21 protein-coding genes are annotated in these 23,188 nt (G+C 67.7%); 11 read left to right on the forward strand and 10 right to left on the reverse strand.

All coding sequences use genetic code 11. The annotated features are described in order from the left end of the window. Nucleotides 1–118: 118 nt before the first annotated feature. From KO481_RS26035 to KO481_RS26050, 4 genes are all read left to right on the forward strand, one after another. Nucleotides 119–1,990, forward strand: coding sequence for an HAL/PAL/TAL family ammonia-lyase (locus KO481_RS26035; RefSeq protein WP_215920676.1), 1,872 nt, complete (start codon nt 119–121; stop codon nt 1,988–1,990). A 146-nt stretch (nt 1,991–2,136) separates the two neighbouring features. Beyond that, entirely contained in the window at nt 2,137–2,562 is a 426-nt protein-coding gene (locus KO481_RS26040; RefSeq protein WP_215920678.1) for a hypothetical protein, read from the forward strand. A gap of 80 nt (nt 2,563–2,642) precedes the next feature. After that, nucleotides 2,643–3,317, forward strand: coding sequence for a class II aldolase/adducin family protein (locus KO481_RS26045; RefSeq protein WP_215920680.1), 675 nt, complete (start codon nt 2,643–2,645; stop codon nt 3,315–3,317). 120 nt (nt 3,318–3,437) lie between these two features. Beyond that, nucleotides 3,438–5,018, forward strand: a complete 1,581-nt coding sequence (locus KO481_RS26050) for an acyl-CoA synthetase (RefSeq protein ID WP_215920681.1) — start codon at nt 3,438–3,440, stop codon at nt 5,016–5,018. 36 nt (nt 5,019–5,054) lie between these two features. Here KO481_RS26050 and KO481_RS26055 read toward each other — a convergent pair whose 3' ends face one another. Then, entirely contained in the window at nt 5,055–7,151 is a 2,097-nt protein-coding gene (locus KO481_RS26055) for a leucine-rich repeat domain-containing protein (protein ID WP_215920682.1), read from the reverse strand. Between the two features lie 98 nt (nt 7,152–7,249). Then, on the reverse strand, nt 7,250–7,762 hold the full coding sequence (locus KO481_RS26060) for a DMP19 family protein (protein ID WP_215920683.1): 513 nt from the start codon (nt 7,760–7,762) through the stop codon (nt 7,250–7,252). A gap of 166 nt (nt 7,763–7,928) precedes the next feature. Between KO481_RS26060 and KO481_RS26065 the strand changes: the two genes are divergently transcribed. Further along, the gene (locus tag KO481_RS26065; protein ID WP_215920684.1) at nt 7,929–8,411 is read left to right on the forward strand and encodes a DUF6508 domain-containing protein; all 483 of its coding nucleotides are present in this window, start codon (nt 7,929–7,931) and stop codon (nt 8,409–8,411) included. A gap of 27 nt (nt 8,412–8,438) precedes the next feature. On the opposite strand, the gene KO481_RS26070 is transcribed toward KO481_RS26065, so the two are convergent. Then, complete coding sequence (locus tag KO481_RS26070; protein ID WP_215920685.1) at nt 8,439–9,968, reverse strand: acyl-CoA synthetase; 1,530 nt, start codon at nt 9,966–9,968, stop codon at nt 8,439–8,441. Nucleotides 9,969–10,208: 240 nt separating this feature from the next. Between KO481_RS26070 and KO481_RS26075 the strand changes: the two genes are divergently transcribed. Both KO481_RS26075 and KO481_RS26080 read left to right on the forward strand, forming a co-directional pair. Continuing rightward, a complete protein-coding gene (locus KO481_RS26075; RefSeq protein ID WP_215920692.1) occupies nt 10,209–10,694 on the forward strand; it encodes a MarR family winged helix-turn-helix transcriptional regulator in 486 nt (161 codons plus the stop codon). Further along, the gene (locus KO481_RS26080) at nt 10,691–12,499 is read left to right on the forward strand and encodes a chloride channel protein (protein ID WP_215920694.1); all 1,809 of its coding nucleotides are present in this window, start codon (nt 10,691–10,693) and stop codon (nt 12,497–12,499) included. Before KO481_RS26075 ends, KO481_RS26080 begins: the two co-directional genes overlap by 4 nt. Nucleotides 12,500–12,856: 357 nt before the next feature. Here KO481_RS26080 and KO481_RS26085 read toward each other — a convergent pair whose 3' ends face one another. After that, the gene (locus KO481_RS26085; protein ID WP_215920696.1) at nt 12,857–13,981 is read right to left on the reverse strand and encodes a 3-ketosteroid-9-alpha-monooxygenase, oxygenase component; all 1,125 of its coding nucleotides are present in this window, start codon (nt 13,979–13,981) and stop codon (nt 12,857–12,859) included. Nucleotides 13,982–14,115: 134 nt separating this feature from the next. Then, the gene (locus KO481_RS26090; protein ID WP_215920698.1) at nt 14,116–15,405 is read right to left on the reverse strand and encodes an MFS transporter; all 1,290 of its coding nucleotides are present in this window, start codon (nt 15,403–15,405) and stop codon (nt 14,116–14,118) included. A 356-nt stretch (nt 15,406–15,761) separates the two neighbouring features. Here KO481_RS26090 and KO481_RS26095 point away from each other — a divergent pair, with 356 nt between their 5' ends. Further along, nucleotides 15,762–16,751, forward strand: a complete 990-nt coding sequence (locus tag KO481_RS26095) for a LysR family transcriptional regulator (RefSeq protein ID WP_215920700.1) — start codon at nt 15,762–15,764, stop codon at nt 16,749–16,751. A 424-nt stretch (nt 16,752–17,175) separates the two neighbouring features. Here the strand turns inward: KO481_RS26095 and KO481_RS26100 are convergent, their stop codons facing one another. Further along, on the reverse strand, nt 17,176–18,360 hold the full coding sequence (locus KO481_RS26100) for an MFS transporter (RefSeq protein WP_215920702.1): 1,185 nt from the start codon (nt 18,358–18,360) through the stop codon (nt 17,176–17,178). A 51-nt stretch (nt 18,361–18,411) separates the two neighbouring features. Between KO481_RS26100 and KO481_RS26105 the strand changes: the two genes are divergently transcribed. Then, a complete protein-coding gene (locus KO481_RS26105) occupies nt 18,412–18,741 on the forward strand; it encodes an ArsR/SmtB family transcription factor (protein ID WP_215920704.1) in 330 nt (109 codons plus the stop codon). Nucleotides 18,742–18,907: 166 nt separating this feature from the next. Here the strand turns inward: KO481_RS26105 and KO481_RS44430 are convergent, their stop codons facing one another. Then, on the reverse strand, nt 18,908–19,180 hold the full coding sequence (locus KO481_RS44430; protein WP_308166801.1) for a hypothetical protein: 273 nt from the start codon (nt 19,178–19,180) through the stop codon (nt 18,908–18,910). Between KO481_RS44430 and KO481_RS26110 the strand changes: the two genes are divergently transcribed. Next, nucleotides 19,070–19,390 carry an ImmA/IrrE family metallo-endopeptidase gene (locus KO481_RS26110; protein ID WP_308166800.1) on the forward strand — a complete coding sequence of 107 codons (321 nt, stop codon included), beginning with the start codon at nt 19,070–19,072 and terminating at the stop codon, nt 19,388–19,390. The two genes, KO481_RS44430 and KO481_RS26110, sit on opposite strands and share 111 nt — an antisense overlap. Beyond that, the gene (locus KO481_RS26115) at nt 19,384–20,487 is read left to right on the forward strand and encodes a hypothetical protein (RefSeq protein ID WP_215920708.1); all 1,104 of its coding nucleotides are present in this window, start codon (nt 19,384–19,386) and stop codon (nt 20,485–20,487) included. Before KO481_RS26110 ends, KO481_RS26115 begins: the two co-directional genes overlap by 7 nt. 1 nt (nt 20,488) lies before the next feature. On the opposite strand, the gene KO481_RS26120 is transcribed toward KO481_RS26115, so the two are convergent. The 3 genes from KO481_RS26120 to KO481_RS26130 all read right to left on the reverse strand — a co-directional run bounded on the left by KO481_RS26120 (nt 20,489) and on the right by KO481_RS26130 (nt 23,038). After that, on the reverse strand, nt 20,489–20,923 hold the full coding sequence (locus KO481_RS26120; RefSeq protein WP_308166787.1) for a helix-turn-helix domain-containing protein: 435 nt from the start codon (nt 20,921–20,923) through the stop codon (nt 20,489–20,491). 94 nt (nt 20,924–21,017) lie between these two features. Beyond that, nucleotides 21,018–21,710, reverse strand: coding sequence for a hypothetical protein (locus tag KO481_RS26125; RefSeq protein ID WP_215920712.1), 693 nt, complete (start codon nt 21,708–21,710; stop codon nt 21,018–21,020). Continuing rightward, nucleotides 21,707–23,038, reverse strand: coding sequence for an acyltransferase (locus tag KO481_RS26130; protein WP_215920714.1), 1,332 nt, complete (start codon nt 23,036–23,038; stop codon nt 21,707–21,709). The genes KO481_RS26125 and KO481_RS26130 overlap by 4 nt, the downstream gene beginning before the upstream one ends. Between the last annotated feature and the right edge of the window lie 150 nt (nt 23,039–23,188).

Genomic DNA, 23,188 nt, shown 5'->3' on the forward strand with positions numbered 1-23,188 from the left:
TGGTCGGCGCTGCCGTGAGAACGATCATCGGGCGTACTTCTCGCTGTGGGCGAGGCCGCACACGGATCGATAGCTTTGCGGCAGTTGAGGATAGCTCGTCAGATCGGAAGGTGCCTTGATGCTGGAACAGAATTCGCCCGGTCACACCGAGCCCATGGCCCTGCCCGGTTATGCGGAGCCGGCGGAGTCGGTGGCCGTGCCTGGACATGTCGAGTCGATGGCGTTGCCCGATTGCGCGGAGCCGATTGCCCTGTCCGGCAGGGCCGAGGTGGTGGTCCTGCCCGACCAGGCCACGCCGATGGCCTTGCCCAGCGACACAGATCCGCTGCCCGAGGCGCTGTCCGAGCCGGTGGCCCTGTCCGGCGGGCTCGACTCGCTGACCATGCAGGACGACGGTCCGCCGCTGCTTCCGTTGCCCAGCAGGGGAAGTCGGCACGTCGAGCTGATTCTGGACGGCGATTCGCTCCGTTGGCGGGACATTGTCGCTGTGCTGGAGGCGGATTCGGTGGAGGCCCGGCTCGCGGAGTCGGCGCGGGAGGTGATGGCGCGGGCGCGGGCGGGCGCGGTCGGCGAGTTGCTGCGGGCGGACGGGCCCCGGGTGTACGGCTGGAATCAGGCGCTGGGGCCATTGAAGGATCGGGCGCTGGCGGACTCGGAGCAGCGGCAGTTCCAGATCAACATCTTGCGCTCGCATGCCGCCGGGGTCGGTGAGCATCTGTCCGCGCCGATCGCCCGGCTCGCATTGATCCTGCGCGCCAACGCTCTTGCCCGCGGCACGGCCGGCGTGCGGCCGGAGGTGGTGGACCGGATGCTGGCGGTGCTCAATGCCGGAATCGTGCCGTTGATGCCGGAGGTCGGATCGCTGGGGACCGGCGACCTGCAGCCGATGGCGGCGGCCGGACTGTTGTTGATCGGCGACCGGGTGCCCGCCGCCGATCCGACCGGGGTCACCACGGCGCCGGAGGCGTTGCGGCGCGCGAAACTCGCCGTGCGGTTCGATCTCGAAGCGGGAGAGGCGTTGTCGTTGATCAGTGGCAGTGCGGTGCTGTGCGCCTGCTACGCGGCGGCGGTGCGCAGGTCCGGGTACCAGTTCGACACCTTCATGGCCGCGTTCGCGATGTTCTGCGAGGCGACCCGGGCCGAGCGGCAGGCCTTCGATCCGCGCATGCACGCCGAACGGCGCATACCGCAGGAGGCCGTGGCCAATGCGCGTATCCTGGCGCTGGTCTCGGGCAGCGAGTGGATGACCCGGCAGGGCAGGGCCCGCCTCGGCGAAATATGCCCGCGCATACAGGATTCCACCTCGGTGCGCTCGACGCCGCACAAGGCCGCGAGCATGTTGCGCACCATCGAGGAGGCCAAGCGGCAGCTGGTCTGGGAGGCGAATGCGTCGACCTCGAACCCGCTGGTGCTCGAGAATGCCGACGGCTGTTTCGAATTCGTGACCGGCGGCAATTGGGACTGCAGCCTGCTGGGCCATTCGGCGCACATGCTCAACGTCCATGTCACCGATATCGCGGTGCTGGCCAAGGATTTATCGGGCCGTCTCGGCAACGACCTGTGGAGCTACGGGCTGCCCACGAGCCTGTCCGGCGGCAAGGTCGGCCTGAATTCGGGCATGACGCTGGTGCATGCGGTGGGCGCGTCGCTGATCCCGGAGATGCATGCGCGCTCGACACCGGTAAGCTCACTGTCCTTTCCGATCAAGGGCGGGCAGGAGGATCACAACACCATGGCGATGGCCTCGGTCCGGAATCTGGTCTCGAACCTGGACCGGTTCGACGTGGTGCTGGGTGTGCTGGTGCTGATGGCCGCGCAGGGTATCGATCTCATCGCCGACCGAATGCGCGGCCTGCGGCTGGGGCGTGGCACCGCGCGGGCGCACGCGGTGGTTCGCGGTGTCGTCGAACCTCTTGCGGACGACCGCTATATGACGGACGACATGGAGAAGGTGACTGCCTTGGTGCGGTCCGGGCTCGTCACCGGGTGACCTCTGTAACCGCGGCGAGGTAGCGATCGTGTAATCAGCTTCATGGCGGATGTTTTCGTGCTCTCCGGCGCCGGCATCTGTCCGAAAGGACTGTTAGGTTCGGGTTTCGGCGCCACTACGGCGTCTCGTCGATCGTGAGAGAGAGCATGCGACTCCGTCTGAAGTACGCACCCGAACCCGCCAACGCCGCCCGCTTCGCGGCAGATATCGCCGCGGCCGCCGCGAACGTCAGCGGCGTCGAACTCGATTACACCCCCGACAGCCTCGGCCACGTCGACGAGATCATCGAGGGCTTCCGATCGGACGGACTGAGCAGCGACCAGGTTGCGGAGACCCTCTTCGGCTTCGGCTGCTATGTCGGTGAGGTCCTGAGACACAACGCCGACGGCGTCTGGCGGCCGACCACGGAGCAGGAAGAGGATATCTTCGGCTTCCCGATGGTGATGGAGCTACCCACCGGCATGGTCTGCAACCCGATCGGCAAGGCATTCAAACGCCTGGACCACGGCCCCGAGGAAAGCGTGCCGTACTTCTACCACGTCTTCACCAGCGAGCGGCCGGGCGAAGTGTAGGGCCGAGCCTGTCGGATGATTGCCCGCGGCGCACCGTCGGTCGCGAATGTGCGGCTGGGTGTGTCGGGGTAGCGTGAGCCGTGCCGGAATTCGAGGAAGAACGCGCGGCGGTGGCTGCGGCTGCACGGAGGCTTGCGGAGGCCGGGCTGTTGATCAGGACCGCGGGGAATGTGAGCCTGCGGGTGTCCGGCGGTTGTGTGGCGGTGACCGCTACGGGGATTCGGCTTGCCGAGGCGCGGGCCGAGCATGTGACGATCGTCGATGGGGACGGGCGGGTGGTTGCGGGGGAGTTCGCGCCGACGTCCGAGTTGGAACTGCACCTGGGCGTTTACGCGAACCATGAAGCCGCCGCCGTGGTGCACACCCATTCGGTGCAGGCGACCGCGTTGGGGCTGGTGGTCGACGAGGTTCCGGTGGTGCATTATCAGCAGTTGCCGTTGGGCGGCGCGATACCGGTGGCTCCGTTCGCCGCCTTCGGTACCGCCGAGCTCGCGCGGAATGTGCTTACCGCGCTGAGGGCCAAGCGTGCGGCGCTCATGGCCAATCATGGCGCTGTTGCGCTCGGTTCGGATCTGGACGATGCGGTGGAGAACATTCTGCTGGTCGAGTGGATCTGTGAAATCTATCGGACCGCAGCAAGTCTCGGGCCGGTCCGCGCATTGGATCCTGACCAACAACGGGCCGCGCTGGAGGCGGCGGCGCGGCGCGACTACGGGACGCCGAAGCGGCTCGACGGGCGGCCGGTCGAGCGCTGAGATGCTGTGCGCATCCGCATATGGTCGCTGGATCCGATGAGCGGTGAAAATGCGGACAGGGTGTGGGTGGGTGGCGAATACTCGGGCCAGGATGATCAACGCGGGAAGTGGGATTGGGCGATGAACGACGGTGACGCGGCGCTGGATGCGGTGATCGGTCGAGCTAGGGGGCAGGCGCTGAGCGATATTCCGCGGCGCACCGCACGGCGGTTCCCGGACAAGCTCGCGCTCGTCGACGGCGACACCCGGCTCAGCTTTGCCGAATTCGACGCGATCGTCGATCGCGTCGCCACCGCGTTGGCCGAGGCCGGGCTCGAGCGCGGGGAGCGGCTCGCGATTCTGGCGCACAACTGCTGGCAGTATCCGGTGCTGGTCTTCGCGGCGGCGCGGCTGGGCGTGGTGGTTGTGCCGATCAACTTCATGCTGGGGGCGTCCGAGATTGCCTACATTCTCGACCACGGCCGGGTGGCGGCATTGGTGGCCGAGGATGCGCTCGCTGCGACGGGGGAGGAGGCGCAGCGGCTGTCGCAGGCGAAGATTCGGGTTCGCGCGGTGATCGGTGCGGCGCGGACGGGATGGGAAGAGATTCGGACCTGGCTGAAGCAGGTGCCGAAGCCGTTGCCGGACATCGTGATAGAGGATGACGAGGTGCTGCGCCTGATGTACACCAGCGGCACGGAATCGCGGCCCAAGGGTGCGATGCTCTCCAGCCGCAGCCTGATGTGGCAGTACGTGAGCATCCTGGCGGACGGTGGTATGGACGGGCACGACATCGAGGTGCACGCGCTGCCGCTGTATCACTGTGCGCAGCTGGACTGCTTCCTGATTCCGGACATCTATCTGGGCTCGACCAGCATCATCCTGCAGCGGCCCGATCCGGGGGAGATCCTGGCGGCCATCGAACGCGAGCGCGCCACCAAACTCTTCGCGCCCCCGACGGTCTGGATCGCCCTGCTGCGCTCTCCGCACTTCGCCACCACCGATCTGTCCAGCCTGCGCAAGGGCTACTACGGCGCCTCCGCGATGCCACGCGAGGTGCTACTCGAACTGCAGGAACGACTTCCACAGGTCCGCCTGTGGAACTTCTACGGCCAGACCGAGATGGCGCCCATGGCCACTGTGCTGCAGCCGGAAGACCAGCTGACACATGCGGGTTCGGCCGGGCGGGCCGCGCTCAATGCCGAGACGCTGGTGGTCGACGACGAGGATCGTCCGTTGGACGCCGGCGTGATCGGCGAGATCGTCCATCGCAGCCCGCACGCGATGTCCGGCTATCTCAACGATCCGGACCGGACGGCGGCCGCGTTCCGCAACAGCTGGTTCCACTCCGGCGACCTCGGATATCTCGACGACGACGGCTACCTGTACGTGGTGGACCGCAAGAAGGACATGATCAAGACTGGTGGCGAGAACGTCGCCAGCCGCGAGGTCGAGGAGACCCTCTACGAACACGAGGGCATCGCCGAAACCGCGGTTTTCGGTGTGCCGCACCCGACCTGGATCGAGGCCGTCGTCGCCGCGGTGGTGCCCAAGGACGGCGTCGACCTGGCACCCGACGCGGTCATCGCCTTCTGCCGCGAGCGGCTGGCCGGATACAAGACACCGAAGTACGTCGTCATCGTGGGGGAGCTGCCCAAGAACCCGAGCGGGAAGCTGCTCAAACGAGAACTGCGCGAACGGTTCTCGAATCTCGGGGCGTGAGGTTGTCCCGGTTGGCCGCGCGTCTCGGTTGGCGGGTCAGGAGCCGGGAGGGGCGACGAGGCTGCGCATGAGTTCCTCGGCCTCACGGATTCTCTCCGCGTGAGTCTCCTTGCGACGTGCTCGGAAGTCGCTGCTGCCGCCCGCGATCGACGATGCCGAATTCTGCTGCGTCGGCTCGCCTTCCGTCTCATCGAGCTCGACCAGCTCGATGTTGGTGAGGAAGGTGACGATCTCCGGGCGGGTATCGGGCGCTGACACGATGCCGCGCAGCAGTCGGGTCGGAAATCCGCAGAAGTACCGCACCCCGTGGTATTCGTCGACGGTGCCGAGATAAATCGAGTCGAGGCTGGGAAAGGACTCCGCATCGAGCACTTCGGGCGGCAGCACGCTGCGCAAGCTTCTTCGGCGGGCGTTCCAGCAGTCCTGCTCGAGGTCGAGCTCGAGAAGCCGGATGGCCGCATCGGAGGTAGCCAGCTCGATCAGTCCATCGTCCCCGATGATGTTGTCGTACAGGTCGAGATTCCACAGCTGCGGCAATGCCGGCCAGGAGGCCAGGGCCGCCGCGCCGCGCGACCCGACGCTGTTGTAGGCCAGCGACACGCTGCTCAGCTCGGGAGCCGTTGTGCCCGTCAGGATTTCGATATCGTCGTCGTCGACTCCGCATTCGGCGAGGTGCAAGGTTCGCAGTGTGCGCCACACGGCGGAGGTGCGGATGGTGCCGGGCCAGCGCCCCAGGGGATTCCGGGACAGGTCCAGGGTCTCGAGGTGCTGGAGGAGTTCCGAGCACAGCAGTGCGGTGAGCCCGTCCACGCTCAGTCCCGTGGCCGCCACGTTGAGGTACCTCAGATTCGCGGCATTGTCCGACCCTGCCCAGGCCGCGACTCCTCGATCGCCGATCGGCTGCACCGTGTGGTGACTGTAATACGGCGAACCGCCGCTGCTTCCGCTGAGGTCGAGGTGCTCCAGTGCCGGCATCGCGACCTGGGTCGCCAGGTGTCGTGCGCCCCTTTCGCCGAGCAGGTTACGGTGCAGATCGAGGTGGCGCAGCCGCGGAAGTTCGCCCGCCCCGGACAATGTCGTCGCGATCGCGTCGGTGGCGGCAAGATCGACGAGCACCAGCTTCTCGATGCGGTCGCCGCTGATTCCGCCGAGGACGTGTGCGATTTCTGTGTCGCCGAGCGGCAGATGCGCGAGGTGGAACTCGGTGAGCCGCTGTAGTACGCCGCTCGCGACGAGGGAGTTCGACCCGCGAGCGCCCAATCCTTTCCGGAATCCGTGATCGTTGGTTCCGAGTACCGTCAGGCTACGAAGATTCGTCAGGTCGGCGTGCGCGAAAAAGGTCTCGCAGGCCTCGTCGTCTTCGGCGACGATAGTGTCGGCCTGTGGTATCGGCCACGGCCCCTCCCCGTTCTGACTGCTGCAGAATCGGATCCCCAGCCGCTCCAGCCGGGCGGGGCCGGCGCAGTCGGCGAGTTCTCGCGCCTCACCGGGAGTGGTGACAATTGCGTCGGCCGAGCGCAGGTCCGGCACCAGGCCCGCACGGAGCAGGTGAATCAGATGCCGTGCCCGCATTTCGGCGTGCCGGACGAGCAAGGGCCGCCCTTCGGGCGGACGGAACAACGAGTCGCGCGACCACCCGGCGTGGGATCGGAGGTCTTTCAGGCTCAGCGACTCGATTCGGGCGAGCGCATCGAGGTTCGCGATGTCGTCCAGTGAATCCTGGTCGTTGATGTTGAGCCGGAGTGCCCGCAGATTCTCCCAGAGGTCGAATCCGTCGACCAGCCTCTCGAGATCGTCGGACCCGAACCACCCGAGATCGATATGTGTCACGCCACGCACCTCCGGGTAGGAGCGTGGATCGGGCAGGACCAGATCGAGCATGCCGAGGCGGCCCGACGACACGGTCAACGACCGGACCAGCGACCACGTCGGCCTCGTGAAGTCGCCCTCGAGCTCGCGGAGCCACGACTCCGGCGCCTCCCGGACGGTATCCGGCCACGAGACGAGCCGCTCCTCGCACCAAGCGAGGAGATCCTCGGGATAGTCCGCCATGGCCAGCGTCGCACACAGCGATCGGAAGGCCAGCTTGCTGGGCGGGCCGTCCAGCAGCCGCTCGATCTCGGAATCGATCATAATCGAAAGCTACCAACAACTTTCAATGCCGGTACCGATGCTCCTCGGGAATTGCCTTGATGCACTGTGGATGTCGTGGTCGGTGCCACTCCGGGGATTCACCGAGAGCGCCACTCGGCCGGGCGGGCTTGTCCCAACGATGCGTCGGCTCCGGTGCCGATCGGTGAGGCACGAAGACCTGCTCGCATGTGCTCACCCACGGAGTCGATGAATTCGGCGACCTCGGCGTCGAAGCTGTTGGCGCCTTGGAGGTACTCGACGGTGAGACTGATCAGGTTTTGGCCGAGTCTGGTCGGTACGGAGAAGTCGGCCATAAGCTGATCGAAGTCCGCCTTGTTCTCCACGCAGAGCGTGATGGCACGTACGTAGAAGGACAGGGCGACCGGCGCGTTCACCGTGGTCAGCATGACGTGGCAATGTTCGAGCCGGTCCCGGCCCAGGTTGAAGATCAACTGCGCGAAGCCACCGTTCTTCACCTGGTAGTCGAAGTCCGCGGCCAGGACGATGGTATAGAGCAGGTTGTGGTTCTCTTCGTCGAGATCCGGGTCGGTGTTGAGGAATTGGGCCGCGCTCTGGCCCATGTGCTGGAGCCGATCGTTGTACACACCCACGCCGCACAGCCTAGTGAGGGCAACGGTTGCCTATGCCCCTTGTTGGGAAGTGGTATGGCTGTACCGGTATTCGCCGAACCGTTGTCCTCCGTACGTCTCGCGGATATCTACTGGTCAGTATGTATGCGCCGGAATCGCCTGCGGCGGTGCGGGGTACGGTGCTCGGGTGGAGGATCCGAATGATCGGGCTATCGAGTCCCGGCTGCGGGAGGCGGCGCCGGAGTGCTGGAAGTCGCTGTGGGCGGCCGCCGACGAATTACTCGCGGCCGAGTCCGGTCCCCATTCGGAATGGATTTTCATCGCCGGCCAGACGCCGTACCTGCGCTACAGCGACGAGATGAACGCCCTGCTGCGGGCCCTGGCCGAAGCCGGTGTGCTGGTTGACTTCCCGTGGCGGCGGTGGGAGGGGCTGCGCCGGTACGAATGCGGCCACGGGCTGGCCGAGGCCCCGGTCGCGGAATCGGTCCGGGTGCTGAGCGTCATGGCGAACTCGGAGCGCTTCGTCACCGGTACCATCGCGCACCTGTTCGAGGACGGCACGCTGGAGATCGCGCTGCAGCGCCTGCGAACCTGGCAGGACGAGCAGGCCGCCCCGCCGGGGGCGGCCGGCCGCAGGCGGAGCTGGCGCAGGTTCCTCGGCCGGTCGTAGCCGCGCCCGCCGAACGGGTCGGCGGTGTCAGGTATGCCGTTGCAGGAGTTTGCCTTTCGCGAGCTTGCCCGTGGGCGTCCGAGGTAGTTCGCGCACGAACTCGAACTCGCGTGGGACCTTGAAATGCGCGATGCGCTCGCGCAGGAAACCGGTGAGCTCGGCGGCCAGCTCCGAACCGGGCGCGGCATCCGCGGCGGCCTGGACGTAGGCGCGCACGGACTGCCCCATCTCCGGGTCGGGCACGCCCACCACGGCCACATCGTCCACCTTCGGATGCAGCGCCAGTGCGTCCTCGATCTCCTGCGGGTAGATGTTGACCCCGCCGGAGATGATCATGAAGGCCTTGCGGTCGGTCAGGAACAGGTAGCCGTCCGCGTCGACGTGCCCGATGTCGCCGACGGTCGCCCACGACGGGAATCGCGGATGCCGGCCGTCGCGGGTTTTTCCCGGATCGTTGTGGTACTCGAAGGTGGGCTCGTCGCGTTCGTAATACACGGTGCCGGTCTCTCCGGTGGCCAGCTCCGCGCCGTCGTCGCCGCAAATGTGCACGATGCCGATCATGGCCCGGCCGACCGATCCCGGGCGTTCGAGCCACTGTTGGGAGTCGATGAACGTCAGCCCGCTGCCCTCGGTGCTGGCGTAGTACTCCACGAGAATCGGCCCCCACCAGTCGATCATCGCCCGCTTCACCTCGACCGGGCACGGCGCCGCGGCATGGATCGCGCGGCGATGGCTGGACAGGTCGTACTTGGTGCGCAGCTGCTCGGGCATCTTCAGCATGCGCACGAACATCGTTGGCACCCACTGACTGTGAGTGATCCGGTACCGCTCGATCGTGGCCAGCGCGGTCTCGGGATCGAAGCGCGGCAGCAGCACGACGGTGCCGCCCCAGGCCTGCACCCACCCGCAGAAACGCAGGGGCGCAGCGTGATAGAGCGGCGCGGGGGACAGGTAGATCGTGTCGAGTCCGAAACCGAACAGCTGGCCGAGCGCGAACATGGTCGGCTCGGGCTGCGCGTCGATCTCGTAGTCCGGCAGCGTGGGCTTGATTCCCTTGGGGCGCCCCGTGGTACCCGACGAGTAGAGCATGTCCGCGCCGCGCGGCTGCGCGGGCAACGGCTCGCACGACGCCTGTGCCAGTATCGGTTCCAGCGGTTCGTGGCCGGGCACTTCGCCGCCGAACGAGACCCGGATCCGGACCCGCGGGGTCGCGTCCGCGAAATCCGCGGCCAGACCGCCCAGAGCCGCCGCGGTGATCAAAACCCGAGCCTCGCAGTCGTTGACGATGTACGCGGCCTCGGCCGCACCCAGATGCCAGTTGATCGCGGTGATGTAGAGCCCGGAACGCAGGGCGGCCCAGTAGGCGATGAACGCGGTGGGATCGTTGTCGGTCAGCAGCGCGACGTGATCGCCGCGGCGCAGCCCGGCGTCGAACAGCATGCGGGCCAGCCGCAGCGAGCCCTCGTCGAGCTCGCGATAGGTCACCACGCGATCGGTCCCGGCGAGCATGACTGCGGGTTTGTCCGGCTGATCACCGGCGTGCGTTCCCGGGTACATGGCGGGGTCTCCTTCCGCGCGACAAGCATTTTCATTGTGGTACGGAGGACCGCCCGCGGTCAGGAAGATCGCGAATCGCGTCCCCGCCGACCGGTTGCCCGAGATTGTGATGTAGGCAATTAAACCGTGTTATCTCGACGTAATCGGATTGCCGTGTGATAGCAACCACAATCCCTCCGGTAGGGGTTGACGAAATCCATTGCAGTTAGCAAGTGTTGTTAAGTGCAAGATGATGAGGGTGTGGCCGAACCGTGCGCCGCGCAGGTCGAGGCTCTGGAGGAATTGACGCGCGCGCTGGTCGGCATCGCCTGGAGTGGCGCGCACGCCGCGCCGCCGGGTGTCACCTTCCCGCAGATGCGACTGCTGCTGGTGCTGCAGAGTCTCGGCCGAGTCCCCTCGTCGCGGCTGGCCGCGGCGCTGGGCGTGAACGCGTCCTCGGTCACGCGGCTGGCGGACAAACTGGAGGCCCGCGGATACCTGGCCCGCGGTGCGGACCCGAGCAACCGCAGCGTGGTGACCGTGGTGGTCACCGAATCCGGTGAGCGGGTCGTGGATCAGATTCTGCAGCGGCGCCGGGCTGCCTTTCTCGCGGTGCTGAATCGACTGCCGGACACGGATCGGGAATCGACCGTGGCCGCGGCGCGGGCGCTGGCAGGGGCCGTCTCGGCAGCCTCGAACACGACGGTCTCCGCGAAGTCCTTTGAGTGGGAAGGGAGTTCGTCGTGAAACTCAAGCGCAGGCGGCCGGTTCGGTCCTATGGCACGCATCTGGGAGACTTCCGGCTCGAGCCGCGGGTATTGGGGATCGCGGCGATGGCCATCCCCGTGGGCGCCGCGGCGGCCCTGGCCGCGGACGGGCTGTTGAAGCTCATCGGAATCATCACGAATCTCGTTTTCTATCAGCGTTTCTCGACCGCGATCGTGGCGCCCGGGGCGCAGCACCACCCGTGGTGGCTCATCCTGCTCGCGCCGATCGCCGGCGGCCTGATCGTCGGGGTCATGGCCCGGTACGGATCGGAGAAGATTCGCGGGCACGGCATGCCCGAGGCGATCGAGGCGATCCTGACCGGCGGCAGCCGGGTCGCCCCGCGGGTGGCGGTGCTCAAACCCGTCTCCTCGGCGGTCAGCATCGGCACCGGCGGCCCGTTCGGCGCCGAGGGGCCGATCATCATGACCGGCGGCGCGGTCGGATCGATCCTGGCCCAGCTGCTGAAGCTGACCGCCGACGAGCGAAAAGCGTTGCTGGTGGCCGGATCCGCGGCCGGCATGGCGGCGACGTTCAACGCGCCGCTGGCCTCGATCCTGCTCGCGGTCGAACTGCTGCTGTTCGAATGGCGCCCGCGCAGTTTCATTCCCGTGTGTGCGGCGGTCGTTGTCAGCACGCTGTGCCGGTGGTTCCTGCTCGGGGGCGGGGCGGTATTCCCCGTCCCCGCAATCGGATCCGCGCCGGGACCGCTCGCGGACAGCCTGGCTGTCGTGCCGGGCGTCACCGGCGGCATCCTGGCCATCGCGGCCACCGCGCTGGTGTACAAGTCGGAGGACGCGTTCTCGCGCTTGCCGATCCACTGGATGTGGTGGCCCGCGATCGGCGGCCTGATCATCGGCGTCGGTGGTCTGATCGAGCCGCGCGCGCTCGGCGTCGGCTACGACGTCATCGACCAATTGCTCACCGGCCGTGCGACGATCGGGCTCATCGTCGGAATTCTGGTTGTGAAGACCATCATCTGGTCGATGTCGCTGGGATCGGGGACCTCCGGCGGCGTGCTCGCCCCCGTTTTCATGATCGGTGCGGCGCTGGGCGCCCTCGAGGGCGGGATGCTACCGCACGTCACCGCGGGTTTCTGGGCGATGTGCGGGCTGGCGGCGGTGGTCGGCGGGGTGATGCGCTCACCGCTGACCGGGATCGTGTTCACCTGTGAGCTCACCCGCGCCTGGAACGACATGCTGCCGCTGGTGGCGGCCTCGGTCGCGGCGTATACGGTCTCGGTGCTACTGCTCAAGCGCTCGGTGCTGACCGAGAAGATCGCCCGCCGCCGCCTGCACCTGACCCGCGAATACTCCACGGACCCGCTCGAGGCGTTCTTCACCCACGAGGTGATGGAGACCGAGCCGGCGGTGCTGGACGAGGCCGACATGATCGGCGCCGCCCGCGCCGGCGCCCGCTGGGGCACCCTGTATCCGGTCCTCGACTCCGCCGAGCGGCTGATCGGCGTCACCACTCGCCAACGGCTGCAATCGAATCCGGATCAGCCGGTGGCGACGGTGGCCGAACCCGCGCGCGCGATCGTGCATCCCGACGACACCCTGCGGGAGGTGGCCACCCGGCTGGCCGGGGGTGGGGTGACCAGTGCGCTGGTCGTCGACCGGACGCGGCCCACCCGGCTGCTCGGCATCGTCACCCTCGAGCACCTGCTGCACGCGCGCCGTCGCGATCTGCACGAGGAACACCACCGCGAAAGGCTACTGCCCGTACGCATTACCCCGAGCGTGTTCGCGGGCGGCTCGTCGAAGCCGGCGCGTGAGGCGGGGTGATCTGCGCTGCGGTTGGCCCAGCATGTGCTGCGTCAACTTCTCGGCGTCCTTGATGGCGAGCTGTACCGCATCCGGCGCCTTCGAGGAGGTAATTATTTTGCATTCGCCCGGGGCGGGTCTGATTGCCGAGGTGGCAGGATAAACCGCCAGGGGGTCACTTGTGCCCGCGCTGGGCGTCAGCAGGGCGGACGGTCGCGCAGCCGACTGACGTCACCCGACGGTGTGGTCGTCGACTTGACGCGGTCCTCGGATGATCTATCACCGCCCGGCGCCGATTCGCGGTATTGCCCAACAGTGGGAACACGTCCCGGCGGCAGCGCCGCGTCGGCGGGCGGCAGCCGCCCGCCGACGCTCGACCTAGACCGTCTCCGCCTCTCGGGCAGCGATATTCGCCTGTACCTGCTGGTTCCAGGCCTCGAGCGGGCGTGTTGTGTCCAGCTCGAATTCGAAGCGGTCGGTCATCTGCGGGGTGACATCGGCGGCATCCACGTAGAACTGCTCGTACCAGCGGCGCAGCTGGTAGACCGGGCCGTCCTCCTCGCACAGCAGCGGATTGTCGATGCGCGCCTTGCGCTTCCAGATCGCCACGTCCTGCTCGAAGCCGAGCTTGACCCAGTCCCCGAGCGCGATCGCGGTGGCCATCGCCTCGTCCTCGGGCAGGTGCTCGGACTTGCGGACCATGATCCCGTATTGCAGCACAAAGGAATTCGCGTCGACCGGGTAGTGGCAGTTGATCAGGACGGTCTGCTGGTCTCCGTCCTCGTAGTGGTAGGTCAGGTCGTCGATCATGAACGAGGGGCCGTAATACGATGCGACGGAGGTGCTTCCGAGCATCTTCGAACCGGGCGGGGCCAGGTCCTCGCGCGAGCCGCCATCGAAGTACTGGGTGGCGACATGGCCCTCGAAGACGTTCCGGAAGTAGGTGGGCAACGCGCCGTGGATGTAGAAGAAGTGCGCCATGTCCACGATGTTGTCGATGATCTCGCGGCAGTTGGTGTGCACCAGCGTGGTGTACCAGTGCCAATCGGTCCATTCGTCGCTGCCCGCGCCCTCGATGCGGGGGATGTCGACCGAGGGCTTGGACCCCTCGGGATCGTGCCAGACGAACAGCATGCCGTCCTGTTCCAGCGTCGTCCAGCCGCGCGTGCGGGCCAGCGGCGGCACCCGCCGGGCGTAGGGGATCTGCTTGCAGCGGCCGTCGCCGCCCCAGCGCCAGTCGTGGAACGGGCACGCGACCTCGTTGCCCTTGATCTCGCCGTCGGACAGGTCCCCGCCCATGTGGCGGCAGTACGCGTCCAGCACGTTGAGCTTGCCGTCGCCGCCCCGGAACACCACGAGCTTGGTGCCGAACGCCTCGATGGAGTGCGGCTTGCCGCCTCCGAAGTCCCGGACGAGCCCGAGGCAGTGCCAGCCCCGCGCGAACCGGGTCGGCGCCGCCTGCGCTTCGATCTGGCGGATTTCGTCGTCCTGTTGCGCTGTCATATCGCCCCTCCTCGGAGTGAGTGCGTGCGGACGTGGCGTCTCGCGGCCCGTGTGATCCGGGGCCGGGTCCGCATCAATCCGGTTCTACCACCGCCAAGAGCGGTGCCAGGCAATCTTTTTCACTCACCGGACAGTCAGTCCCGGCTGGGCGCGGGTTCCGGTTCGGGCAACGATTCCAGCTCGGGCGCGGGCGTGGCCCGCACCGGGATCAGCAGCAGCGGGGTGAACAGCATGGCGATCCCGGCTACCGCGATCGTGGTGCGCACGCCGACGATCGAGGCCAGCAGTCCGAAGCCGACCGTCAGGGCGGCGATGGTGAGGTTGCTGGACACCGACCAGGACGACAGGGTCCGTGCCACGAGTTCCTTCGGGGTCTGCTCCAGCCGGTAGGCCGCGAACACCGGAATCATGACCCCGCACGAGGTGACCAGGCCGAACTGCACGGCGATCGCGAGGACCAGGCCGGGGATGCCGGGCTGCACGAAGGCCCAGCCCAGGATCCAGCACGAGCGCAACACGCCGGAGACCATCAGCACCCGGTGCCGCCCGAATCGCTCCACCAGCGGGGCTGCGGCGCGGGCGCCGATGATCCCGCCGACGCACGGCGCGGCGAAGGCCAGGCTGTACTGCCAGGGCGGGAAGCCGAGCTGACGGAGCATGAGCAGGGCGATCAGCGGCTCGGTGGCCATGATGAACCCGTTGCACAGATTCGAATTGAACAGCAGCGGGCGCAGCGACCGATGCGACAGGATGTGCCGCCAGCCGTCGAGCAAATCCGACGCGCGCATCCGGCCGGTCGGGGCTGCGGGCCGGGGTTCGCCGCCGCCGATCGCCGAGATGCCGAGCGCGGACAGCAGATAGCTGATCGCGTCGCCCGCGATCGTGACGACCGGGCCGAAGACGCCGATCGCCGCGCCGCCCAGCGGGGGCGCGAGGGTGACCGAGGTCCAGTTGGTCGCCTCGAAGCGCCCGGTGGCCACGATCAGATCCTCCCGGCGCACCAGCGATTTCAGGTAGGCGCCGCTCGCGGCGTTGAACGCGATCTTGGCGGCGGCGACCACGATCGTCACCGTCAGCACCTGGACATAGGTCAGGACGCCCAGGGCGTACGCGGCCGGGATGCTCGCCATCGCCGCGAACCGGGTCAGATCCATCGCGATCATCACCGGACGCTTGCGGTGCGCCTCCACCCACGGGCCCAGCGGCACCGCGAGCACCGCGCCCACGGCCAGGCCCGCCGCCGACAGCGCGGACACCGCCGTCGGGCCCGCGTGCAGGGCCAGGACCGCGATGATCGAGAACGCGCCGAGTCCGAAGCCGGATCCGTAGGCGCTGGCGGCGTACGCGGCCCAGAGCCAGCGGAATTCCCTGCCGAGTGACCGTCGTTGCGCGCCGCGTCGCGGGACTGTGCTGCCGAATGTCATGGGAGATGATCAAAGTCGGGTGGGGCGGGGCGCGCAAACAACCGACTTGTCGTGTCGCACAACCGGTGGTTGTGTTGGTCGTTCGCTGGGCGGGTGATGAGCCCCCGAATCAGCGCCGCCCGGGTGCTCGAGGCCGACCGGTGGAGGCGCCCGATATCTGCGCGGTGCGAACCCGCTTGCCGAACCGCGTCCGGACCGGTCGACGTGTGTCTTCGTCGGTCGCGCGGATGCGGGAACGGTCGGTGTTCGGGCCGGCGGCCGGGTGACTTCGTTGGTCGTGCGAGTGCGCAGTGGCCGGTGCGGCGAGGGGATTCGGGCGCGCTAAGCTGCACAACTCATCGGCGTGAGGAGGCAGTGTGGCGGAGCTCGATCTGGCGGCGGTGCGCGCGTTCGTCACCGCGGCCGACGAGGGGCAGTTCGGTTACGCCGCCGACCTCCTGGGCATCAGCCAGCAGGCGGTGTCGAAGCGTATCGCGAAGCTCGAGGGCCAGCTCGGGGTGCGCCTGTTCGACCGCGCGCCCTCGGGGAGCGTGGTGAGCGCGGCGGGCGCGAAGGTGCTGCCATACGCGCGCTCGCTGCTCGCGGTGGCGGGGGAGACCCTGGCCGCCGCGCGGCCTGCGGGGCGGGCGCTGCGGGTGGCCGTGCAGGATCCGCGGCAGGCGGATTCGGTGCGGTACTACCTGGATCGCCGGCCCGACGCCGATATCGAGCTGGTGATCGGCACGGCGTTCCGGTCCAGCCGCGACGCCCTGCTGAACGGGCGGGTGGACGCCGCGTTCGCCCGCCCGCACGGGGGACCGCGCCCGCTGCCCGCCGGAATCGGCATAGCCCCGGCCTTCGTGGACCCGTTTCACCTGCTGGTCGGCAAGGATCATCCCCTCGCGGGCCGCCCGTCGATCACCCTGGCGGATATCGTGCCGTACCCGTCGTGGGCGCCCGGCGCGTCGATCCCCTCGGAATGGGCCGACTTCTACCGGGAGCTGACCGCCTGGACCGCGATCACGATCCTGACCGGCCGCACCCCCGGCGGCGCGCCCGAGCGGGAGGACGACCGGCCCGCCGCGCGTGGTTTGGCCGGAAAGATCGCCGTCCTGGACCGCATCGCCGCCTCGGACACCCTCTCGATGTTCTGCGCCGACAGCGTCAACTTTCCCTGGCACCCCCACATCCGCCGCCTCCCGGTCCTGAACCCCACCCCCGCCTATCCGCACGCACTCCTGTGGTCCACGACCGATCCGCACCCCGCCCTACCCGACCTGATCGACCACGTCCGGGAGAACTACAACGGAGACATCCTCGCCGACTGCTGGATCCCGGAACCGGACCGCGCGATCTTCCTGCCCTGACGGAGGCTGGCCGGATACCTTGTGCGGCAGGGCATCCGGATGGCACGTCGGGGAGGAGCGGTGGCGAGCCATCCCGGAACCGGACCGCGCGATCTTTCTGCCCTGACGGAGGCGGGCCGGATACCTTGTGCGGCAAGGCATCCGGATGGCACGTCGGGGATGAGCGGTGGCGAGCAGCGGATCCCGCACGGCGCGATCAGCCGTGCGGGATGTTTTGTGCAAGCAAGGTATCCGGATGTCGGGTCGGAGAGGGGAAGCGGCGGGTACCGGATCCCGCGCGGCGCGAGCGGCTGTGCTGGATGCCGTGTGCGGCAGGGCATCCGGGTGCCGCGTCAGGGATGTGCGGCCACGGGCGCGGGATCCTGCATGCGTGGGCGGCCGTGCCGGATGCCTTGTGTAGCAGGGCATCCGGATGGCGCGATCATCATGGTTGAGTGGTGACGGACGCGGGGAGTGGGACCGGCACCATGGGGACGGTGAGCCGGACGGACACCAGGGACACCAGCGCGATGACGGCGGAGACCACGGGCACCGCGACCGGCCCGCCCGCGGACAGGGCCGCGCCGCCGAGCGCGCCGCCCACCGCGACGCCGAGGAACTGGGCCGAGAAGTGCAGGCCCAGTGCCTGGGAGCGCTGCAGCGGGGCGTGTGCGGCGATGCGGGTCTGTTGCGAGATGCCGCCGGACCACCACGACATGCCCAGCAGGAACAGCAACGGGAAGAACACGACCTCGGCCAGGCCCGGGACGTGCGCGCCGGTGAGGACGGCGATCAGGGCGAGCAGAATCGTCATGATCACCAGGACTGTGCGCAAGACCGTGGCGATCGGGGTGCGGACCAGGACGCGTCCGATGGTGCGCCCGCCCAGGAATCCGCCCGCGCCGAACACGACCATCAGCACTGCCACCCCGGTGCTGCCCATGCCGGTGGCCCGGGCGACGATCGGCGACAGGTAGGTGTAGGTGCAGTAGGCGGCGAGGAAGATGCCGAACGTGGTGACCAGGCCCCAGCGAATTGCCGGGCTGCGCAACAGATTCAGCCGTCCGGTCTGCGCGGGCGGCGTCGGCACCTCCGGTAGCCACGCCGCGACGCCCACGGCGGTGAGCAGCGCCAGCGCGGTCACGAACCAGAACGCTCCGCGCCAGCCGAGCCCGGCGCCGATGACCGTGCCGATGGGGGCTCCGAGGGTGAGCGCCAAGGCATTTCCGCTCGCGGTGATAGCGATAGCGTGCGGAAGATCCTCGGGGCGGCTCAGCGCGGCCGCGGTGGCGGCGGCGGGCGCGGCGAACAGGGCGGCGCTGAGCGCGGCCAGCACCCGCGCGAGGGTCAGCAGCGCGAAATCCGTTGCGACGGCGGCGATCGCGTTGGAGACCGCGAAGGCCAGCGCGGCGCCGACGAGCAGCCACTTGGGCGGCACGCGGTGGAAGGTGCCGATCAGCACGGGCCCCGCCAGCGCGTACACCAGGGCGAACACCGTCACGAGCTGCCCGCAGACCGAGACGGATGTGTGCATGTCGTGTGCGACGGCCGGGAGGACCCCCGCGATGACGTAGCCCTCGGTACCCACCGTGAAGGTGCCGAAGGCAAGGAGGTAGATCCGTGGATTCATGGGTCAAACGGTACAACAGTCATTGAACTATTGGAAGGTATGATGGCGACCATGCGCGATGTCCTGCACGCCGACCTGGCCGCCGTGAGCCTGGCCGATGCCATGAACGGGCTGAGCGATCCGCTGCGCCTGCGGATCGTCGCCCTACTCGCCCGCAACGGCGAGATGGAGTGCAACCGGATCTACGACGCCGTGGGCATCAGCAAGTCGAACGCGTCCCATCACTTCCGGGTACTGCGGGAGTGCGGACTGATCCGGCGGTCGCACCAGGGGCAGCAACAGACCGCTCGGTTACGTCGAGATGAATTCGACGATCGTTTCCCGGGTTTGCTGGGTGTAGTTCTGGACAATGTCGAGGCCGGATCTCCGTCGCCCGAGTGAGGCGAATTGTCAGGCACGGGCCGATGCCCGGCCGGTAGCCATGAGATTGCAGTAATCAACCCCGATCGACTTTTCCCGGATGCGACGGTAGTCGTCGGCTGCTAATCTGCAGGAAAGGGGAACGGGCCCGGGGAGGAGACGGTTGATATCGTGGAATCGCAGGCGATCACGGCGCGATAATGCCGATGTCAGGGCGGCATGCGCGGTATTGTTCGCCGGTGTCGAGGGTGCAGTCACGCTGGCCGAATGTATCGAGGCTGCGGCGGTCGGGCGCGGTCGCGAGATCGTCGTCGCGCCGAGCGATCTGGCGGAGACCGAAATATTCGGAATATGGTTCGAACTCGACGATCGCGACTTGATTCTCGTTGACCGGCAAGCCTCCCCGGCGCATCGCAATCATATCGTCTGTCATGAATTGGGTCACATTGTTCTCGGACACGGCATGGCCCCTGCTCTGGCGGCGATGGTGCCTACCGTCCGGGTGCGGTGCCGAACATCGGGGCAGGCGGCCCTGGAACAGGATGCCGAACTGTTTGCCCGCATGCTGCAGAGCGAACTGCTGACCCGGCAGGCGGGCGGTTATCAGCGGGTGCCATCGGCCGCGGCGCGGCGGATCGCGGCGAGCCTGGATCGGTCGCGCCGATGCTGAGCGCCTCGAACGGCGTCCATTTCGCCTGGTACGAGGCGGCCGCGGCGTTTTTCGCGGCGGGCGGGCTGTACACGGCCGTGCACGCGCGGCGCGGGGGCGACACGACGCTGCTGCTGGCCACGGTGTTGCTCGGCTTGCCGTTCTATCAGCTGGCGGCCGGCATGTATCTGGCCTCGACGGACGACCTGCTGGGGGTGCGGCATCTGACCTGCCTGTGCGCGCATCTGACCTGCCTGGCCTGGAATTTCAGCACGGTTGTCGTGGTGCGGACCTGGTGGGCCGGATCGCTTCGCCGAATACACCGGATCGTGCTGGCGCTGCCTTTCGTGGCGAGCGTGGCGGTGCTGCTGGGCGCCTTCGCGTATCTGTATCCAGGCCCGCCCGAGCAGAATTACCTGCTGTGGATTCGAGGTTCCGTGCCGGGCGATTTATATATTATCGCCTACGCGTTTCCGATGCTGGTCGCGAAGGGGTATGTCATCGCCACCGGAATATCTATGATCCGCCAGTTGCGGCGAACCGATGCGATGCCGGCGCTGCTCGTGATGGTCGCAGGGTCGGCCGGAATCGGCAGCTACGCGGTCTGCCGATTGCTGCTCGCGCTGGGGCTGATCCTGCCCATCGGAAATCCGGAGAGCTGGGAATTGCTGCCCACGATGGCGCACGCGGCGGGCGCGATTTGCTATGTGGCGGCCGTGGTATTCGCCGCGCCATTGTCGACCGCGCATCGTTACGTCCGTGGCGCGCTGACCTGCCTGCGCCTGAATCGCATCACGCTCGCCGGTCGCCGTTGTTTTCCCGGGCTCGGATCGTGTCCGTGCCTGCGGCCCGCCGACCTGCTGACGCCGAGCCGGGTAAATCAGCAGCTCGTGCGGCAGGTCGCCTATCTGTCCGACGTCTGGATTCTCCTGCGCCGCCGCAGGAACCGTCCGCCGGTGGGGCCGGAGGGGGTCGAGGCGCCGGTGCTTTCGGATTCCTACGAGGATTTCCACGCCGATTGCGCCAGATATCTGGTCGCGGCCGGGCATTATCGGCGCTCGGGGCGGGCCGGGCGCTCGGCGCAGGAGCGGTTGTACGGGGCGCTGGCCGCGGCGTGAGTCAGGAATCGGTGTCGCCCGGATGGGGCGGCAGGCCCTCGAGCGCCCGGATGTTGTCCACGATGCCGATCAGGTGCCGCAACGACTCGTCGCTCAAACCCGCTGCGCGCAAACCGATCTGGCGGATCCCCGAGCGCCGCATCGCGGCCGCCAGATCGGACGGGATCTCCTCGGGCAGATCGGGGGTGCCGTCGAGGAAATAGGCCGGTTTGACGCCGAAATATCGTGCGAGCCCGCGCACGACATCCAGGCGCGGTTCCGGGGCCTGCCCCTTGCGAAGCGCGGCGACGTACGCCTTGCTCAGGATGACCCCGGTCCTGGCCTGCAGGTCGGCGGCGAACTGGGACAGGGACATTGCCACGCCGGTGCGGGCCGCCCGCTCGTCGAGCAGCTGATTGAGCCGATCGGCGAAGGACACGGGCGGTGAACTCGTCACAGGTTCCATTGTCGGTCTCGGGCTCCCGGAATTCGCAACGGCGCGATGTGCTGGCCGCCCCTAGTGTCGCATGCCCGGCGCCACGCGCGGGAACTCAGAGTGTGGAGAAGGTATTCGACAGGGACAACCCGCTGGCCTCGTCCGCCATGACGATGCGGTCGCCGGACTCCAGGACCACGCCGTCCCGATAGGAGCTGATGCACGACCCGAGCAGCAGGTACACCACCATGCCGGGTTCGAAGATCCCGTCCCGGCCGAACAGGAGCCGCTCGAGCGTGCGCCGCGAATAGAGCATCGCCCCCGAGCCCAGCATCCCCTCGCGGGACCAGACCACCGCGCCGCCGCGCTCGATCCGGGCGCGGACCCGGCTGTGTACCGGAATATCGCCCGGCACGATCTCCGCGGAGATCGCCGTCGGCTGTAGCTTGGACAGGCCCGCCAGATTCGCGTACCGCCTGCGCAGTCCGACATCGGAGAAATCGTCGGCCAGACCGTAGCCCCGATAGACGGGAATGCCGTCCTCGTCGATGGTGTAGATCGCGCAGTATTCGACCTCGATGCCGCCGGCGACCATTGCGTCTGCGGCCCAGAGCTGTTCGCCGTCGCAGACCAGCAGGCCGCCGGGGCCCTTGTAGTAGAAATCGATGCGGCCCCGATCGATCGGCGCGTCGTTCACGGTTCGGTGGGTGTACCCGAAGCAGTAGACCTGGGCCGTGCCCGTCGCGTCCGGCAGGAACGGCGGACGCGAGGCGCGGTCGTAATATTCGTGCAGAGCCAGGGCGGTCATTTCTTCTCGAATACCTTGAGCGATTTCCCTCCGAACGCGATCTCCTTGATCTCGACCAGGCGATCCGGCACGCCGGATTCCGCCGCACCGGCCTCGTCGGTGATCAGCAGCCCGCCCGAGGCGAGCGGGCGCTGGATTTCCGTGAGCGGCAACGCCGTTGCCGATTCGTCGTATTCATACACGATGACGTCGTACCCGACATTCTTGAGATAGTGCTGATTTCCGGAGGTCTCCAGCGGCAGCGAGGCGCCGTCCAGATCGGTGCGCACGCGAATGCGCCGATTGCGGTGGTCCATCGCCCACTGCAGGATGTACGGCGTGAGTGCGGTACCGCTCGAGGCGATATCGACCCGGGCGCCGTCGAGCAGCTCCAGGAACGACAGCGACCGCGGCTCGACCACCAGGGCGCGGTAGCTCGCGCCAACCGAATCCCGCAGCCAGGACGCGAGATCCGGGTCGAACGCCGGGCCCCGCAGGGAGGTGCGCGTCCGGTCGTAGACCACGCGCCAGTCCTCGTCGATCCGGTGCCAATCGGTAATGCGCAGGGTCTCCTCGACCGTCGGATGGTAGCGGTCGGCCAGGAATGCCTTGAATGGCTGATACTGCAGAATCCGGTCGTGATCGCCGACGATAGCGTGGTCACCGACCCAGCTGTTCACGAAGGAGCGGGTGCCGACAATGCCGCCCGCCCCGATGTAATCGCAATTCCAGCCGACCATCGCATCGCGCCCGACCCACGAGAATTCGCCCATCCGAATGCCCGGCTGACGGGTCATCGCCACCGTGCGCGAACCCACCGACGGGCGGCCGTACGCGGTGTGGTCCTGGCGCAGCAGCAGGCTGCCGGGGGAGAGCCAGGAGCCGTCGCCGATGATGATGTCGCCGCCGGCGTTCACCCCCGCGCCCTTGCCGAATTTGACGTATCTGCCGATATGGATCCGTGGCAGCTGGGTGGCGGTCAGGCCGTACTGGTGATCGGCGTGCGGGGTGGAGAAGTACGCGCCGTTCTCGAAATTGGTCGGCATCACCCAGTGCGAACCGGTGCCCTCGGTGACCAGCAGGGGCTCCCCGGACGTATCCACCGAGAAATGCCCCTCGGGCAGTTGCAGTTCCGTCTGGACGCCGGTGAGCGTTTCGGCGACGAGCCGGCCGAATTCCAGCTGGTCGAGCTCGTCGCCGATGTTCTTGGATTTGCCGCGCAGCCCGCGCAGGGCCCGGGCGTAGACCGCGACCGGCGTCGATGCCTGTGCGTCGATCGCGTCCGGTACCGACGACGCCGGTACGGAATCGACGCGGACGGATTGGTCGAAGTATTGCGATACCAACATGGGACACCCCTGGTTCCACGTGAGGTTTGGTGAAGATGCAGCGACCACAGTGTCGTATGCGTTGGAAGACGTATCGTCTTCACTAGAAGACGATACGGATCCCCCGGGGCGCGCTCAAGCGGTGCGAGAGCGGGGGTTGTGTGATTGGCG

This window comes from Nocardia albiluteola (assembly GCF_018860155.1).
Taxonomy (GTDB): domain Bacteria; phylum Actinomycetota; class Actinomycetes; order Mycobacteriales; family Mycobacteriaceae; genus Nocardia; species Nocardia albiluteola.